Raw genomic sequence first — 15,627 nt, 5'->3', positions numbered from 1 at the left:
GTTACATCCTTGACCGGTGATCGGCAGGTGTCGCGCTGGCGTCACTCTCGCTGAGCAAGACCTTTTCGCCCTCATGCAAACCGGAAAGGATTTCGGCTTCAATATTGTTGTTAATCCCGACTTGTACCTCCCGGCGGGTAATTTTTTGCTGGTCGTCAACCACGCGTACGCTAGTTTTCCCATCAATATTGTCGAGGGCGGTTGAAGGGATCACGATTGCTTGCGGGCGATCGCCGAGCACGATATGCACTTCCGCCGTCATTGAGATGCGTAACGCTTTATCAGGATTGGCGACGTCGAACAGGCCATAATAGTAAACGGCTTTGCTGTCGGATGAGGAAGAACTGCCTGAGCCGGTTAACCCACTGGTGGCGCTATCGTCATTGATAGAGTCCGGCGCTGGTTCAATCGCCCGCAGGGTTGCCGGATAACGCTTGTTCGGTTTACCAAGAATGGTGAACCACACTTTCATCCCCGGCGTGACATTCACCACATCGGCTTCTGAGATCTGCGCTTTTACCGTCATGGTGTCGAGATTCGCCACTTTCAGAATGGTTGGCGCGCTTTGCACGGCGTTGACCGTTTGGCCTGCTTCAACTGGCATTGACACCACGGTGCCATCAATCGGTGAGGTGATTTTGGTGTAGCCCAGATTGACCTGTGCGGTATCCACTTCAATTTGTGACTGAATGAGTTGTGCATCTAATGCCTGAATATCGGCTTCGGTACTTCGTAGGTTAGCTTGCGCGCTGTCATAATCCGCTTTAGCGGTCAGATTTTTGGCTAACATGGCCTTTTGCCGCTCAAATGCCGCCCGGTAGTTTGCCAAGACGGCTTGCCTGGATGCGCGTTGTGCGGTGACGTTTTTTAGCGCGGCCTGCGCGTTACGCAAATCATTCTGCTGCGTCATACTGTCAATTTCTGCCACCAGTTGCCCTTTTTTCACCTGGGAGCCTAGCTCAACCAACAGTGCTTTGATCTGGCCGGATGCTTGTGCACCGACGCTAACTTGTTTACTGGCGGTGATAGTGCCATCGGCTAACACGGTCTGTTGCAGGTCACGCCGCTCGGCAGTGGCGGTAAGCACCGCGTTAGGATCCACCGGATGTGGACGTAGTAACCAGAAGACAACTCCGGCGACCAGCAGAATTAATACCAGTATCAAAAACCAGCGGCGACTTATTAGACGGCCTGATGCCATAATCAATAATCCTTTAAACGACAAAAGTGCATATTTGGCGCGAATTTTACGCGATTAAAATAAAAACGCGAATTAGAACGCCGCGAGAGCAATGTAAGAATAGAGTAAAACTAGCTGCGAAAGCATCCGAGGCCGGTCAAAATAGCGGCGGAAGCTTGTGAGAGAATCGCCATGAAAATTTTATTAGTCGATGATGATGTTGAGTTGGGCACCATGCTAAGCCAATACTTAATTGGCGAGGGGTTTGACGCCTCATTGGTGATTACCGGTAGCGCGGGCATTGAGGGGGCTTTATCCGGTGAATATACTGCCATGATCCTTGATATTATGCTGCCGGATATGAGTGGAATTGATGTGCTGCGCCAGGTCAGGCAAAGCAGCCGTATTCCGGTGATTATGCTGACGGCGAAAGGGGATAATATTGATCGTGTCATTGGCCTAGAGATGGGCGCAGATGATTATATGCCCAAACCCTGCTATCCGCGTGAATTGGTGGCGCGTTTACGGGCGGTGCTGCGCCGTTTTGAAGAGCAGGTGCCGGTAACGGAGAAAAAAGCGTTGATTGGTTGGGGCGATCTTTCGCTGAATCCCGCCACGCGTATTAGCGCCTGGAAAAATCAGCCGTTTGATTTAACCGCTTCAGAATTTAATCTGCTGGATTTGCTCCTGCGTTCGCCGGAACGGGTCGTTTCAAAAGATGAACTTTCCGAGAGTGGGTTAGGGCGTCCACGCGAACCTTATGACCGCAGCGTGGATGTGCATATCAGTAATATCCGTCAGAAGCTCTCAGCCCTCAGCGGCGGCGCCGTCACCATTGAAACGGTCCGCAGTATCGGGTATCGCATTCGATGAAGCGTGATTTTCGTGGCCGCCTGTTCTGGAAAATTCTGTTCGCTTTTTGGTTAGTTTTTATCGTCATCAGCCAACTGCTTTGGCTGGGCTTTACCCTGTATGGTAAACATCACCACGAGCCGCCGGAATTCAGTGCGCTGAGGCGCATGGTGGATTTGCAGATGACCTCGGCGGTCTCGGTTTTGCAACGCGATGGCCCGGCGGCGCTGGATAACATGATGGCCGACTGGCCGCGTGAAGATCGCCGTTTTTTTTCGGTGATCCCACTGCGCGCAGGCGCAGATGAAATCCCTGCGCACGCTGCTTCTACCGAGGTGTTTCCCGCCGAAGTATCTGAACGGGTTACCGGTGCCGACGGGCAACAATATCAGTTGCATTACGATATGGAAGGGTTGCGCGAGGATAATCTGATGCGGGCGAGAAAAGCGCGGCACAGTTTCCTGAATATTCCTGAGCCGATGCTGATTATTGCCGGGCTGTTTGGCCTGTTATTTAGTTCGTTGCTGGCCTGGAACTTAACGCGACCTATGCGCCAGTTGCGCGAAGGGTTTACTAAAGTTTCTAACGGGGATTTATCGGTGCGCCTCTATCCGGCAATGCGTCGACGTCATGATGAGTTGTCGATCGTCGCGCGTGATTTTGATGCGATGGTAGAGCGTTTAACGGTGCTGGTTGATGCCCGTGAGGCGCTGCTACACGATGTTTCTCATGAGTTGCGTTCTCCGCTGGCGCGTTTACAGTTGGCGACCGGGTTGGCGCGGCAAACGCCAGAATCGGTGGGCGCTTCTCTCGATCGGATTGATGAAGAAGCGCGCCGGTTGGACAAGATGATTGGCGAGCTATTAACGCTGTCGCGAGCGGAGCATGAGAATTTACCGCAAGAAGAGTATTTTGATCTGCTCGGTTTGCTGGAAGTGGTGGTTAACGATGCGCGTTATGAGGCGCAGGTTCCCGGCGTCGAGATCTTACTTGAGGTGGATGACGCTGAAGAGTACACGGTGAAAGGGAACGCGGAGTTGGTACGCCGTGCGGTGGAAAACGTGGTACGCAATGCGCTACGTTTCTCGCTACAGGGGCAGAAGGTGGCGGTTAGCCTGCGGCGGGAGATTGGTTGGCTGGTGGTAAGCGTAAGCGACCAGGGGCCGGGGGTGGATGCCGGAAAACTGTCCAGTATCTTCGATCCTTTTGTGCGCGTGAATTCTCCGCTGACGGGTAAAGGATATGGCCTTGGTCTGTCGATTGTGCGTAAAGTTATTTTGGCGCACGGAGGCGAGGTGCAGGCAGAGAATGCCAGGCAGGGCGGCCTGATGCTGACGATTCGTTTGCCGCACTGGCAAGGGGAGTAGAAACACAAACGGCACCCGCAGGTGCCGTTTAATCGATGCGCCACGCGCGTTTACTTTTTAATGCGGATAACCGGGGTTTCACCCACGGTAACCTGGCCGGTGAGTTTAATTAACTCTTTGATCTCATCCATATTAGAGATCACCACCGGCGTCAGGGTAGATTTGGCTTTTTCTTCCAGCAACGGCAGGTCGAACTCAATGACCACGTCGCCTTTTTTCACTTTTTGGCCTTCTTCCGCGATGCGTTTGAAGCCTTCGCCTTTCAGTTCAACGGTATCAATACCGAAGTGAACAAACAGCTCGATGCCATTGTCAGACTCGATTGAAAAAGCGTGGTTAGTTTCAAAAATTTTACCGATGGTGCCATCAACCGGCGCAACCATCTTGTTGCCTGCCGGCTTAATCGCGATACCATCACCGACGATTTTTTCGGCAAACACCACGTCCGGCACGTCTTCAATATTGACGATTTCACCTGACAACGGCGCAACGATCTCGATGGTACCCGATGCGCTTTCTGTTTTGTCGCCAAAAAGTTTAGAAAACAAACCCATGATCTTCTCCTAAGCAGTAATATTGGGCCAGCGTCTCGCGGAATCAGCAGAGTGTTTTTTCTTTAATGAACTTGTTGACCAGGTTCATCAACTCTTCCGCAGTCGGTTGAGCCAGAGCCTGCTCTGCTAATGCCTTCGCATCTTCAAAATTGGTATTGCGAATAATTTTTTTGATGCGCGGGATAGAAATGGCACTCATGCTGAATTCGTCCAGCCCCATTCCCAATAACAGTAGTGTAGCACGTTCATCACCAGCCAGCTCACCACACATTCCGGTCCATTTACCTTCAGCATGCGATGCATCAATAACTTGCTTGATTAGGCCAAGGACAGACGGCGTCATTGGGTTGTAGAGATGGGAAATCAGTTCGTTACCACGATCAACCGCCAGAGTATACTGCGTCAAATCGTTTGTCCCAATACTAAAGAAGTCCACTTCTTTCGCCAGGTGACGTGCAATGACCGCCGAAGCCGGCGTTTCCACCATGATTCCAACTTCAATGGATTCGTCGAAAGCCTTACCCTCTTCACGTAATTGCGTTTTCAGCAACTCCAGCTCGCCTTTCAGAATACGTACTTCTTCCACCGAAATAATCATCGGGAACATGATACGCAATTTACCAAAGGCGGAGGCACGCAGAATGGCGCGCAACTGAGCATGCAAAATTTCTTTACGATCCATCGCGATACGAATCGCACGCCAGCCGAGGAAGGGGTTTTCTTCTTTCGGCAAATTCATGTACGGCAAATCTTTATCGCCGCCAATATCCATAGTACGCACGATAACAGATTGGGTGCCCATGGCTTCCGCCACTGCTTTGTACGCCTGGAACTGCTCTTCTTCAGAAGGCAGAGAGTCGCGGTCCATAAACAGGAATTCGGTACGATACAGACCAACGCACTCCGCGCCATTCCGCTCCGCGCCTGGGATGTCACGCACGGTACCGATATTGGCGCCGACTTCAACCTGATGCCCATCCAGCGTCACCGCCGGCAGATCTTTCAGTTTGGCCAGTTCGTTTTTCTCAGACAGATATTGGCTCTGTACCGCTTTTAATTCTTCAATAACATCGGCGGTTGGATTGATATAAATCTGATTATTGACGCCATCCAGAATTAAATAATCACCGTTTTTGACGCTATTGGTGATTTCGCCAGTACCGACAATCGCTGGCAGCTCAAGCGAGCGGGCCATGATCGAGGTATGGGAGGTACGGCCGCCCAAGTCGGTAATGAAACCTAATACTTTTTTCAGATTTAGCTGAGCGGTTTCGGACGGAGTCAGATCTTTCGCCACCAGAATGGCTTCATTTTCAATCGCGCTCAGGTCAACAATATGCAGACCAAGGATGTTTTGCAGTAGGCGTTTACCGATATCACGCACGTCAGCCGCACGTTCTTTCAGGTATTCGTCATCTAACTCTTCCAACGCTTTGGCTTGCCCCTCGATCACCGAGTGGGTCGCCGCATCGGCGGTGGCGTGATCTTCTTTGATTAGGGCTATGATTTCCTGCTCCAGCTCTTCATCTTCCAGCAGCATAATGTGGCCTTCGAAGATAGCTTCTTTCTCTTCACCGAAGGTTTCGCCGGCTTTGATTTTGATGGCTTCGAGCTGTTCGGCGGCTTTGCTCCGCCCAGTGAGGAAGCGCTGAACTTCCTGATCAACCTGATCCGCAGTAATCTTTTTCCGGTTGATGACGATTTCATCTTCTTTCAGCAAAAGTGCTTTGCCGAAAGCGATACCCGGTGATGCTAAAATGCCTGAAATCATAACCCTACCTTTCTATAACGATGGCCCATTAGGTGATGCCAACTGTCAGTAATTTACAAAAAGTGTACTTTACGGATGCAGTAACGCGGACGTAATGTCCGCGATCAAAATGTTGGCACTCAATGGCCTAATGAAACGGTTTTTTTGAGAGACTGAGTGAATTACTCGAGTTCAGCCATCAGCTTGACTAAATGCTCAACCGCTTGCTGCTCATCTTCACCTTCGGCAGACAGTGTAACCACGGTGCCTTGCGTCAGGCCCAGCGTCTGCAGTTTAAACAGGCTTTTCGCGCTAGCTGATTTGCCGTTAGAGGTGACGGTGATTTCGGAGGTGAAGCCTTTTGCTTCTTTCACGAACTGTGCAGCCGGGCGAGTGTGCAAACCGTTAGGTGCGGTGATGGTGACTTCTTGCTGGAACATTATGTTTCCCCAACTTAAATTGGTTTGGTGTTATGGATCTAAAGCGTAGCCTGGTGGCGCAACTTTAGCCTGTGTTGGTTGCGCTGGCATGAGTATGAAACTCGCCAAAAAATGCGCAATTAAGGATATGAGAGTTAGCTTGGCAGAAAACAAGGTATCGCTTCGCTTTTCCACGTCCTATTATGCCGCGAATTGCAGTAATGCACCAAATCAGTAAATCGATTCAGCTTGATCCATTTCATGCGGCGATTAATTTTGCGGATCGAAATAATTGGCAGCTTAAATACCAGAGCCTGGAGGGTAAAATCAATCTACCGGGTGGTAAAACTTTGATGCGTGCCACAAAAAAGCACCCTGTTGGGTGCTTTTTTCATCAAATCATGCACGTTGGCATTATTGTTGCAGCTCTTTCTCGGTGAAGAGATCGGCAAACAATGCGGTACTGAGATAACGTTCGCCAGAAGAGGGCAAGATCACCACGATATTTTTATTGGCGAAAGCTTCTTCTTCCTGCAGCTTCAGCGCGGCGGCAACCGCAGCGCCAGAAGAGATACCGGCCAGAATACCTTCCTCTTCCATCAATAGACGTGCGGTGGAAATCGCCTCTTCATTCGTGATGGCGACCACGCGGTCGATCAGGTTGAGATCCAGGTTGCCCGGAATAAAGCCCGCGCCGATGCCCTGAATTTTGTGCGGGCCGGGTTTAATCTCTTCACCCGCTAACGCTTGCGCGATAACCGGTGAATCGGTTGGTTCCACCGCGACGGTGACTAACGCTTTTTTGCCTTTGGTATTTTTAATGTAACGGCTAACGCCGGTTAGCGTGCCGCCGGTGCCGACGCCCGCAATGAAGACATCGACTTCGCCGTCGGTATCTTCCCAAATTTCAGGGCCGGTGGTTTTTTCATGAATTTCCGGGTTAGCCGGGTTGCTGAATTGCTGGAGCAGTACAAATTTGTCCGGATCGCTGGCAACGATCTCTTCCGCTTTGGCAATCGCGCCTTTCATGCCTTTGGCGCCTTCGGTCAGCACCAGGTTGGCGCCCAGCGCTTTTAAGAGTTTGCGACGTTCGACTGACATGGTTTCCGGCATCGTCAGCGTTAGTTTGTAACCGCGTGCGGCGGCAACGTAAGCCAGCGCAATACCGGTATTCCCGCTGGTGGGTTCCACCAGTTCAATACCGGGCTTCAATATGCCACGTTTCTCCGCATCCCAAATCATATTGGCACCGATACGGCATTTGACGCTGAAACTTGGGTTACGGGATTCTACCTTCGCCAGAATGCGCCCATTGCCGATGCGGTTCAGTCGAACCAGCGGCGTATGACCGATGGTCAAAGAGTTGTCTTCATAGATCTTACTCATAGCCCGTCCTTAACTGTATGAAATATAGGGAACCCCAAGAGCATACCCTTTCCGATTTATCAAGGAAGGAAAGAAATCGTATATGGATATGTTCTACCGAAATAAGGGCTTCACGAAAATGCATAAGGCTTTTTTACCGATTCAGGCTCTCAAAAGCGCGAGAGGTTTTCTGCTTGGTTTTCCGCCGGATAACGCCCTAACGACTGGCGATAGCGATCCACCCACATCGCCGTCGCGCCGCAGACCGCCACTGGCATAATCGCCAAGTTTAGTATGGGAATCATAGTAAATAGACTCACTAGCGCGCCGAACTGCATGTTGTCGCCTTTGTGTTGGCTCAACGCATGGCGCATTTGGCGAAAACTCACTTTATGATTATCAAAAGGGTAGTCGCAATATTGAATAGCCAGCATCCAGGCGCTGAATAAAAACCACAATACCGGCACCACAGTCTGACCAAAACCGGGAATAAAGTAGAGTAACAACAACCCCAGCGCACGCGGTAAATACCAGGCCAGCTTTTGCCATTCACGTTTCATTATGCGTGGAATGTCTTTCATCATCGCAACCCAGCCGCTATCAGGCAACGGCTTGCCGGTGAGATGCCCTTCAAGTTGTTCTGCCAACAACCCGCAAAAAGGGGCAGCAATCCAGTTGGCGAGAGTGGAAAAGAAGTAGCTAAACACTAAAATTAGCGAGATGACGGTCAGCGGCCATAACAGATAGCTGAGCCACTGTAACCAGCCGGGGATGTGGGACATTAACGCGGGTATCCACAGCCCTAAGCGCTGAAAAAGCCAATAAAAGGCGCCGCCCAGTAACACAATATTCACCAATAACGGCAAAATGACAAAGCGACGAATGCCGGGTAAGCGGATCAGTTTCCAGCCCTCGGCAAAATAGTGGATGCCATTACGTTCGGTGAAGGTAGTGTCGTTTAGCATGTAACGAGTTTCTCCTGATGGTGAGAGCAGCGCTATCATAACCTGGCTTTTTTGCCTGACCAGATGTCTTTTGGTCGAAAAAACAGCAAAAAAGCGTGTCGGCGTTATCTTATTTGTCAGAAAATACTGCGTAGACTTGCACTTGTGTACCTGGACAAATACAGTTAGAGAATAAAGTTTGCCGTGGTGGCAAGGTATTGGAACAACAGAGAATACAATGATGCAGGATTTGCGTCTGATATTAATCGTTGTTGGCGCGATCGCCATAATAGCATTGCTTCTTCACGGTCTGTGGACCAGCCGTAAAGAGCGTTCTTCCGTTTTTCGCGATCGCCCGCACAAGCGTTTAAAGCAGAATGACGAAGAGAACCTTACCGATGTTGAGGATGAAGGGGTAGGGGAAGTTCGCGTGCGCCGTGCGCCGACCCGGCCAGCGCATGATGATGAGCCTGCGTTCGGTGGGTTTACGGCTGAGGACGAGGAGCCAGAAATACAACCTGCGCCGCGCAAACAGCCGGAGCCGGTTCGCCACGTCGCCACGCCGGATGACGCCGCGCAGCGTGACCCGTTGTTTGATGACGATGCGCCTTCTATTGCGGAGCAGGCGCCGGTGGTTGCGCCGCGCGCGCCAGAACCGGTGCGCGTAAAACCTGAACCGCAGTTTGCGCCGTCTGAACAGAAAGATCCGCTGTTGGATGACGAGGCGTTCGACGACGAGGAAGAGGTTCAACCTGAGCCTGAATTGCGCCAGCAGGCTGCCCAGCCAACCGCCGCGCCGCGCGAAGAGCGCAGTAAAGAAACGGTGTTGGTGCTACATGTTGCCGCGCATGCCGGCGGTACTCTGAACGGTGAAAGTTTGCTACAGGGCGTGCTGCAGGCCGGCTTCCAGTTTGGTGAAATGAATATTTTCCATCGGCATCTAAACCCTGCGGGCAGTGGCCCGGTGTTATTCAGCCTGGCGAATATGGTGAAGCCGGGGTCGTTTAACCCGGATGAAATGGCGGACTTCACTACGCCTGGTGTCTCCATTTTTATGATGGTGCCCTCCTATGGCGATGCGAATCAAAACTTTAAGCTGATGCTCCAGTCGGCTCAACGTATTGCCGATGATGTTGGCGGCGTGGTGCTGGATGATGAGCGTCGTATGATGACGCCGCAAAAGCTGGAAACCTACAAGGCGCGTATTCGCGATGTAATTGACGCGAACGCGTAAGCGACCTCGTCATTCCTATCTTAAACCCCCGCTTGTCGGGGTTTTTTTATCTCTGATGGTGCGTTATGGAATCCGTACAAGACAAAATCACCCAATTGCGAACCACGCTTCGTCATCACGAATACCTTTATCACGTTATGGACGCGCCTGAAGTACCCGATGTGGAGTACGACCGCTTGATGCGCGAATTGCGCGAGTTGGAAGAAAAGCATCCTGATTTGGTGACGCCGGATTCGCCAACGCAACGGGTAGGCGCCGCGCCATTGGGCGCCTTTGAGCAGGTGCGCCATGAGGTGCCGATGTTATCGCTGGATAACGCCTTTGATGAAACCAGCTACCTGGCATTCAACAAACGTGTTCAGGATCGTCTGAAAAGCACTGAGGACATCACATTCTGCTGTGAATTAAAACTCGATGGGCTGGCGGTGAGCTTGTTGTATGAAGATGGTTTGCTGGTACGCGCGGCAACGCGCGGCGACGGCACCACCGGTGAGAATATCACCGCTAACGTGCGAACCATCCACGCCATACCGCTACGGTTGAAAGGCGACAATATTCCGGCGCGAGTAGAAGTGCGCGGCGAAGTTTTTATGACCCAGAGCGGTTTTGAAAAGCTCAATGCTGAGGCGCGTCGTAGTGGAAATAAAGTTTTCGCCAATCCACGTAACGCGGCGGCAGGCTCATTGCGTCAGTTAGATCCGCGTATTACCGCCAAACGTCCGCTGACCTTTTTCTGCTATGGATTTGGTTTACTGGAAGGCGGCGAGATGCCGCGTAGCCACTGGCAACGCCTGCAACAATTTAAAGCATGGGGCTTGCCGGTCAGCGATCGGGTTCGGTTGTGCCATAGCGCGGAAGAGGTGTTAGCATTTTACCGCCAGGTTGAGAGTGATCGCCCAACGCTGGGTTTTGATATTGATGGCGTGGTGATCAAAGTGGATTCGCAAGATCTACAGGAACAGCTTGGCTTCGTGGCGCGCGCGCCGCGCTGGGCGATTGCCTTTAAGTTCCCGGCGCAAGAGCAGATGACCACGGTACGTGACGTCGAGTTTCAGGTTGGACGTACCGGCGCAATTACGCCGGTTGCCCGCCTGGAGCCGGTTCAAGTGGCTGGCGTAACGGTCAGTAACGCGACGCTACACAATGCCGATGAAATCGAGCGCCTGGGTTTGCGAATTGGCGACCGGGTGGTGATTCGACGGGCAGGCGACGTGATTCCGCAGGTGGTTAGCGTCGTGGAGTCAGAACGTCCGGAAGGCGCGGCGCAAGTGGTCTTCCCTCTGCATTGCCCGGTATGCGGTTCCGATGTTGAGCGAGTGGAAGGCGAAGCGGTGGCGCGCTGCACCGGTGGGTTAATTTGCGGTGCCCAGCGTAAAGAAGCGCTGAAGCATTTCGTTTCGCGTCGCGCGCTGGATGTTGACGGCATGGGCGATAAAATTATCGATCAACTGGTCGAAAAAGAGTATGTCAAAACCCCGGCGGATCTCTTCCGTCTGACGGCCGGTAAATTGACCGGCCTGGATCGGATGGGGCCGAAATCGGCGCAGAATGTGGTCAATGCATTAGATAACGCTAAACAGACCACGCTGGCGCGTTTCCTGTACGCCTTGGGGATCCGCGAAGTGGGCGAGGCGACGGCGGCTAACCTCGCGGCGCATTTCGGTACGCTAGAAGCATTAATGGATGCGCCGCTTGAAGCGCTTATCGCCGTACAGGATGTGGGCAGCGTAGTGGCAACGCACGTACGCAACTTCATGGAGGAGGAGAGCAACCGCGAGGTGATCCGTCAGTTGGTGGAGGAGATTGGTATCCACTGGCCGGCGGTCGAGGTGGTGAATGTGGCGGAAATTGAGAGCCCATTCGCCGGTAAAACCGTGGTATTGACCGGCTCGCTCAGCATTATGTCGCGTGATGATGCCAAAGCGCGCCTCAACGCGCTGGGCGCCAAGGTCAGCGGTAGCGTTTCAAAGAAAACCGACTTAGTGATTGCCGGTGAAGCGGCGGGTTCTAAGCTGGCGAAGGCGCAAGAGCTGGGGATTGAGGTGATTGATGAGGCGGAAATGATCCGCTTGCTGGGAGAGCCGGATGGAGAAAGAGCACCTGATTGAAATCGCGAATACGCCGATGCCATTTGGTAAATATAAGGGGCGCGCGTTGATTGATCTCCCCGAGCCCTATTTATTGTGGTTTGCCCGCAAGGGCGAATTCCCACAAGGGCATCTGGGCGAGCTAATGCAAATGACGTTGGCGATAAAAATTGAAGGGCTGGAAGGTTTGGTAAAGCCGCTTAAGCGTAGCTAAGCGGCTCGCCGTAGTAAGATTAGCCGCTGCGGCTATTTTTGTGACTCAATAGCCGCTTTTCCTTTTTCCGGCATTTGCCGTGCGGCCTTCGCGTCATGTTGCTTTTTATAGCGCTGAGCGATATATGAGCACACCATTAGCTGTACCTGGTGGAACACCATTAGCGGCAGCACGATAATCCCCACCGCCGAAGCCGGGAACAGGATGTTGGCCATCGGTACCCCGTTTGCCAGGCTTTTCTTTGAACCACAAAACAGAATGGTAATTTCATCCGCACGGTTAAAGCCGAACAGGCGCGCTGCGCCGAGATTGATCGCCAGTACCAGCACCAGTAACAGTAAACTACCCAGCAGGATCCAAACCAGCGTGGTGACGCCAACGCGATGCCAGATGCCGTTAACTACCGCTTCGCTAAAGGCGGAGTAGACCACTAATAAAATCGATGTCTGATCGGTTTTCCCGATTAAGGAACGGTGTTTTTCCACCCAGCCGCCAATCCAGCGTTGGGCGATGTGCCCAAGTACAAAGGGTACCAACAGTTGCAGCATGATTTTACCAATCTGCTCCAGCCCGTTACCCGGTACGGCGCTGTGGATATTCATCACCAGTCCAACCAGTAACGGTGAAATGAAGACGCCAAGCAAACTGGAGGCCGAAGCGCTACACACTGCGGCGGCGACGTTACCACCTGCCATCGAAGTAAAAGCAATGGCGGACTGTACGGTAGCGGGAAGGATGCAAAGGTAGAGGAAGCCAGTATAAATATCCGCCCCTACGTCGACCGGATGCCACCAGACCAGACCCAGACCAAGGAGTGGGAACAGGACAAAGGTACTGAACATAATCCAGAGATGAAGCCGCCAGTGGCTACTGCCAGCGATAATTTTTTCCCGTGAAAGTTTTGCGCCATGCATAAAAAACAGCAGGGCGATTGCGGCGGTAGTCAGCCATTCGAAAAACGGTACAAAAGCGCCTTTCGCCGGTAAAAAGGTTGCCAACAGGACGGTGATAATCAGTTTGACCATCATCGGGTCGAGTCGAAAAATTCCCATAACGCATGCCTGATAAAAAATGAATAACGGCCATTGTGCGCGGTTAGGGTTTAGAAATAAAATTGATTTATTGAATGTATATATGAATTGAATAGATGAATTACTCTCTTCGGCAGTTACGCGTATTTGTGGCGGTGGCGCAGCAGGGCGGATTTAGCCAGGCAGGGCAAGCCATTGGCCTGAGCCAATCGGCGGTAAGCCATAGCATTAAAGAGTTGGAAACGGAGATGGGGATCCGTCTGTTAGACCGAACCACGCGTGAAGTGTTGCTGACCGAAGCGGGGCAACAACTCGCTACGCGGCTGGAGCGTCTGTTGGAAGAGTTGAACACTACGCTATTGGATGCGCGCAGTTACGGCCAGCAACGTAGCGGGACTGTGCGGGTAGCCGCTAGCCAAACCATCTCCGCACATCTTATGCCGCAGTGTTTGGCCGCCAGCCAGCAACATTACCCGGATATTAAAGTGATGCTGCGCGATCGCCCGCAACAATGGGTGCTGCAAAGCGTGCGTAACGCGGAAGTGGATTTCGGCATTATTATCGGGCCGCTGGCCTCAGCGGATTTTGCCTGTCAGCCGATCCTGGAGGAGCCTTTTTTATTGTTATGCCGTCAGGATGATGCCTTAGCGCAGCGAGAGCAGGTGAGTTGGCGTTGTCTTAATGGGCGGCTGCTGGTTTTACAGGATTACGCCTCCGGCAGTCGAATATTGATTGATGAGGCGCTTCGGCAACAGCGCGTTAATGCCGAAATTGTACAAGAGATTGGGCATCCCGCGACGCTTTATCCGATGGTGGAAGCCGGGATTGGGATCAGTATTCTGCCTGCTCTGGCTTTACCGATGCCGGAAGGACGTCCGCTACTGGTGCGGCGGATTTTTCCGGAGATTAATCGCACGCTGATGTTGATCCGCCGTAAGAATCGCTCGCTTTCACCGGCAGCAGAGGCGATTTGGCAAGAAGTGAGCCAGCAGGCGGCATTGTTGACGCGGCAGCGTGAACAGTTTCCGGCGTTTTGAGTAATTGATATTGCAGCAATTTTTCTCGTGGGCTTGCCAGCTAACTCTCCTTTTTCACCACGGATTGTTTGTGCGGTGCCGTTTCGTTTCAGAGAGCGCCAAAATGTAATCAGATGAAAAAAACGCCGTAAACATTAAATGAAGTGTGGCTGAACTTATTTTAACATTCTATTAGCAATTAAAGCTAAAACAAGTCACATGAAAAGGTGTTTATTGATTCAACCGGTACGCATTATTTTCCGTGCGCCGTTGTCGATATATATATAAAAGAAATTTATCAGCTATGCATCAATAACAGAAAAACTCACAGCGTTTAATAATCGGCTCTGATGTGGTTTCCAGAGGAGTAAGAAAATGAAAAAATTAATTAATGATGTTATCTCCATTTTTACCCACCAGGAGGCGAAACCGGTGTTAATTCGTGCCGGGTTATCGCATCGTGAAATCGCGTCAATCCAGCCTTCAGGCGTGACGTCGGTGAGTTGGGTGACGTCGATGGAGGAGCTGAATGATGCGTTTGTGAAGAAAGCGCTGGCTGCGGGTGCGGTCGGTTATCACATTACGGATATTGAATCTCATGAACCCGGTAATGATGGGCAGCATGTATTAGCGGCGACGGCGACCTTGTATCATATCAATGATAAAGTGGCTTACGGTTAATGGGTTTTTTATTAGGCGTAATATAAATAATAAGCAATGTCTATTTTTCTCATTTTTTGTATCAATTTGGGAATAATAGATTTAAATATGATGCACTATGCCGATTTAGCATAGCAAAAAGGCGCCTTTAGGGCGCCTTTCTACATTGGTGGGTCGTGCAGGATGACTCGGCCTTTGGCCTCGCCCTACGGGCCGTTGCCGCTGGCAACGTTGTCTCGCCTTCGCTCGACTCGAACCTTTTACGGTTCGAACCCTGCCGATTTAGCATAGCAAAAAGGCGCCTTTAGGGCGCCTTTCTACATTGGTGGGTCGTGCAGGATTCGAACCTGCGACCAATTGATTAAAAGTCAACTGCTCTACCAACTGAGCTAACGACCCGAAATGGTGGGTGATGACGGGCTCGAACCGCCGACCCCCTCCGTGTAAAGGAGATGCTCTACCAACTGAGCTAATCACCCATTTCGGTACTGCCTACAAGAACCTGATGAGAAATGGTGGGTGATGACGGGCTCGAACCGCCGACCCCCTCCGTGTAAAGGAGATGCTCTACCAACTGAGCTAATCACCCATCTCTCAAATCTTGTACTACTTTGCGGGCCATCTATAAAATGGTGGGTGATGACGGGCTCGAACCGCCGACCCCCTCCGTGTAAAGGAGATGCTCTACCAACTGAGCTAATCACCCCCGCTGTGTGGAGTCGCATTATAGGGAGAGTTCAAAATGAGTCAACGGTTTTTAAAACGAAAACGATCGTTCGTCTTAAATTTAGTCAGGCCGACCTCATTTTAGGCAAAATCACTGTTTTACTGTGTGAAATCGCAGCGGGTTGATCGAAACTCACCGGGATTGCCGTTGAGGAATCAGAGGCAGATGGTAGAATAAGCACACTTAACCTTAACCCGGCATCTACTCGCTATTTTCTGTCATACCTC

Annotated in this window: 14 protein-coding genes, 4 tRNA genes and 1 other RNA gene; 7 read left to right on the top strand and 12 right to left on the bottom strand. The window is 51.6% G+C overall.

Annotated elements, in window-relative coordinates:
* Nucleotide 1: 1 nt before the first annotated feature.
* A complete protein-coding gene (locus tag PMPD1_RS16190) occupies nucleotides 2–1,201 on the bottom strand; it encodes an efflux RND transporter periplasmic adaptor subunit (RefSeq protein WP_173635013.1) in 1,200 nt (399 codons plus the stop codon).
* A gap of 171 nt (nucleotides 1,202–1,372) precedes the next feature.
* Between PMPD1_RS16190 and PMPD1_RS16185 the strand changes: the two genes are divergently transcribed.
* Together PMPD1_RS16185 and PMPD1_RS16180 are read left to right on the top strand one after the other, a co-directional pair.
* Entirely contained in the window at nucleotides 1,373–2,053 is a 681-nt protein-coding gene (locus tag PMPD1_RS16185; RefSeq protein WP_173635012.1) for a response regulator transcription factor, read from the top strand.
* The gene (locus tag PMPD1_RS16180; protein WP_173635011.1) at nucleotides 2,050–3,399 is read left to right on the top strand and encodes an ATP-binding protein; all 1,350 of its coding nucleotides are present in this window, start codon (nucleotides 2,050–2,052) and stop codon (nucleotides 3,397–3,399) included. The genes PMPD1_RS16185 and PMPD1_RS16180 overlap by 4 nt, the downstream gene beginning before the upstream one ends.
* Nucleotides 3,400–3,449: 50 nt before the next feature.
* On the opposite strand, the gene crr is transcribed toward PMPD1_RS16180, so the two are convergent.
* The 5 genes from crr to cysZ form a co-directional block, all read right to left on the bottom strand.
* The gene (crr, locus tag PMPD1_RS16175; RefSeq protein ID WP_173635010.1) at nucleotides 3,450–3,953 is read right to left on the bottom strand and encodes a PTS glucose transporter subunit IIA; all 504 of its coding nucleotides are present in this window, start codon (nucleotides 3,951–3,953) and stop codon (nucleotides 3,450–3,452) included.
* Between the two features lie 43 nt (nucleotides 3,954–3,996).
* The gene (gene ptsI / locus PMPD1_RS16170; RefSeq protein WP_173635009.1) at nucleotides 3,997–5,724 is read right to left on the bottom strand and encodes a phosphoenolpyruvate-protein phosphotransferase PtsI; all 1,728 of its coding nucleotides are present in this window, start codon (nucleotides 5,722–5,724) and stop codon (nucleotides 3,997–3,999) included.
* A gap of 161 nt (nucleotides 5,725–5,885) precedes the next feature.
* Nucleotides 5,886–6,143 carry a phosphocarrier protein Hpr gene (gene ptsH, locus PMPD1_RS16165; protein ID WP_058912663.1) on the bottom strand — a complete coding sequence of 86 codons (258 nt, stop codon included), beginning with the start codon at nucleotides 6,141–6,143 and terminating at the stop codon, nucleotides 5,886–5,888.
* 393 nt (nucleotides 6,144–6,536) lie between these two features.
* Complete coding sequence (gene cysK, locus PMPD1_RS16160) at nucleotides 6,537–7,508, bottom strand: cysteine synthase A (protein WP_173635008.1); 972 nt, start codon at nucleotides 7,506–7,508, stop codon at nucleotides 6,537–6,539.
* A gap of 149 nt (nucleotides 7,509–7,657) precedes the next feature.
* Entirely contained in the window at nucleotides 7,658–8,452 is a 795-nt protein-coding gene (gene cysZ, locus PMPD1_RS16155) for a sulfate transporter CysZ (protein ID WP_173635007.1), read from the bottom strand.
* Nucleotides 8,453–8,669: 217 nt separating this feature from the next.
* On the opposite strand from cysZ, the gene zipA reads away from it, so the two are divergent.
* The 3 genes from zipA (at nucleotide 8,670) to PMPD1_RS16140 (ending at nucleotide 11,966) form a co-directional block, all read left to right on the top strand.
* Entirely contained in the window at nucleotides 8,670–9,665 is a 996-nt protein-coding gene (gene zipA, locus PMPD1_RS16150) for a cell division protein ZipA (RefSeq protein WP_173635006.1), read from the top strand.
* Between the two features lie 65 nt (nucleotides 9,666–9,730).
* Nucleotides 9,731–11,773 carry an NAD-dependent DNA ligase LigA gene (ligA, locus tag PMPD1_RS16145; protein ID WP_173635005.1) on the top strand — a complete coding sequence of 681 codons (2,043 nt, stop codon included), beginning with the start codon at nucleotides 9,731–9,733 and terminating at the stop codon, nucleotides 11,771–11,773.
* Nucleotides 11,751–11,966, top strand: a complete 216-nt coding sequence (locus PMPD1_RS16140) for a DUF3820 family protein (protein ID WP_173635004.1) — start codon at nucleotides 11,751–11,753, stop codon at nucleotides 11,964–11,966. The genes ligA and PMPD1_RS16140 overlap by 23 nt, the downstream gene beginning before the upstream one ends.
* A gap of 32 nt (nucleotides 11,967–11,998) precedes the next feature.
* Here the strand turns inward: PMPD1_RS16140 and PMPD1_RS16135 are convergent, their stop codons facing one another.
* The gene (locus tag PMPD1_RS16135) at nucleotides 11,999–13,018 is read right to left on the bottom strand and encodes a bile acid:sodium symporter family protein (protein ID WP_173635003.1); all 1,020 of its coding nucleotides are present in this window, start codon (nucleotides 13,016–13,018) and stop codon (nucleotides 11,999–12,001) included.
* 95 nt (nucleotides 13,019–13,113) lie between these two features.
* Between PMPD1_RS16135 and PMPD1_RS16130 the strand changes: the two genes are divergently transcribed.
* Both PMPD1_RS16130 and PMPD1_RS16125 read left to right on the top strand, forming a co-directional pair.
* Entirely contained in the window at nucleotides 13,114–14,034 is a 921-nt protein-coding gene (locus PMPD1_RS16130; protein WP_173635002.1) for a LysR family transcriptional regulator, read from the top strand.
* A gap of 354 nt (nucleotides 14,035–14,388) precedes the next feature.
* Entirely contained in the window at nucleotides 14,389–14,694 is a 306-nt protein-coding gene (locus PMPD1_RS16125) for a YdgH/BhsA/McbA family protein (RefSeq protein WP_173635001.1), read from the top strand.
* 146 nt (nucleotides 14,695–14,840) lie between these two features.
* Here PMPD1_RS16125 and PMPD1_RS16120 read toward each other — a convergent pair.
* From PMPD1_RS16120 to PMPD1_RS16100, 5 genes are all read right to left on the bottom strand, one after another.
* Nucleotides 14,841–14,967: non-coding RNA, RtT sRNA (locus PMPD1_RS16120), on the bottom strand.
* Nucleotides 14,968–14,996: 29 nt separating this feature from the next.
* Nucleotides 14,997–15,072, bottom strand: a tRNA-Lys gene (locus PMPD1_RS16115).
* Nucleotides 15,073–15,076: 4 nt separating this feature from the next.
* A tRNA-Val gene (locus PMPD1_RS16110) sits at nucleotides 15,077–15,152 on the bottom strand.
* A gap of 34 nt (nucleotides 15,153–15,186) precedes the next feature.
* A tRNA-Val gene (locus PMPD1_RS16105) sits at nucleotides 15,187–15,262 on the bottom strand.
* A 41-nt stretch (nucleotides 15,263–15,303) separates the two neighbouring features.
* Nucleotides 15,304–15,379, bottom strand: a tRNA-Val gene (locus tag PMPD1_RS16100).
* Between the last annotated feature and the right edge of the window lie 248 nt (nucleotides 15,380–15,627).

Origin of the sequence: Paramixta manurensis (assembly GCF_013285385.1) — a bacterium.
In the GTDB taxonomy this organism is placed as follows: Bacteria; Pseudomonadota; Gammaproteobacteria; order Enterobacterales; family Enterobacteriaceae; genus Paramixta; species Paramixta manurensis.
This window is presented reverse-complemented; position numbering and strand designations above follow the sequence as displayed.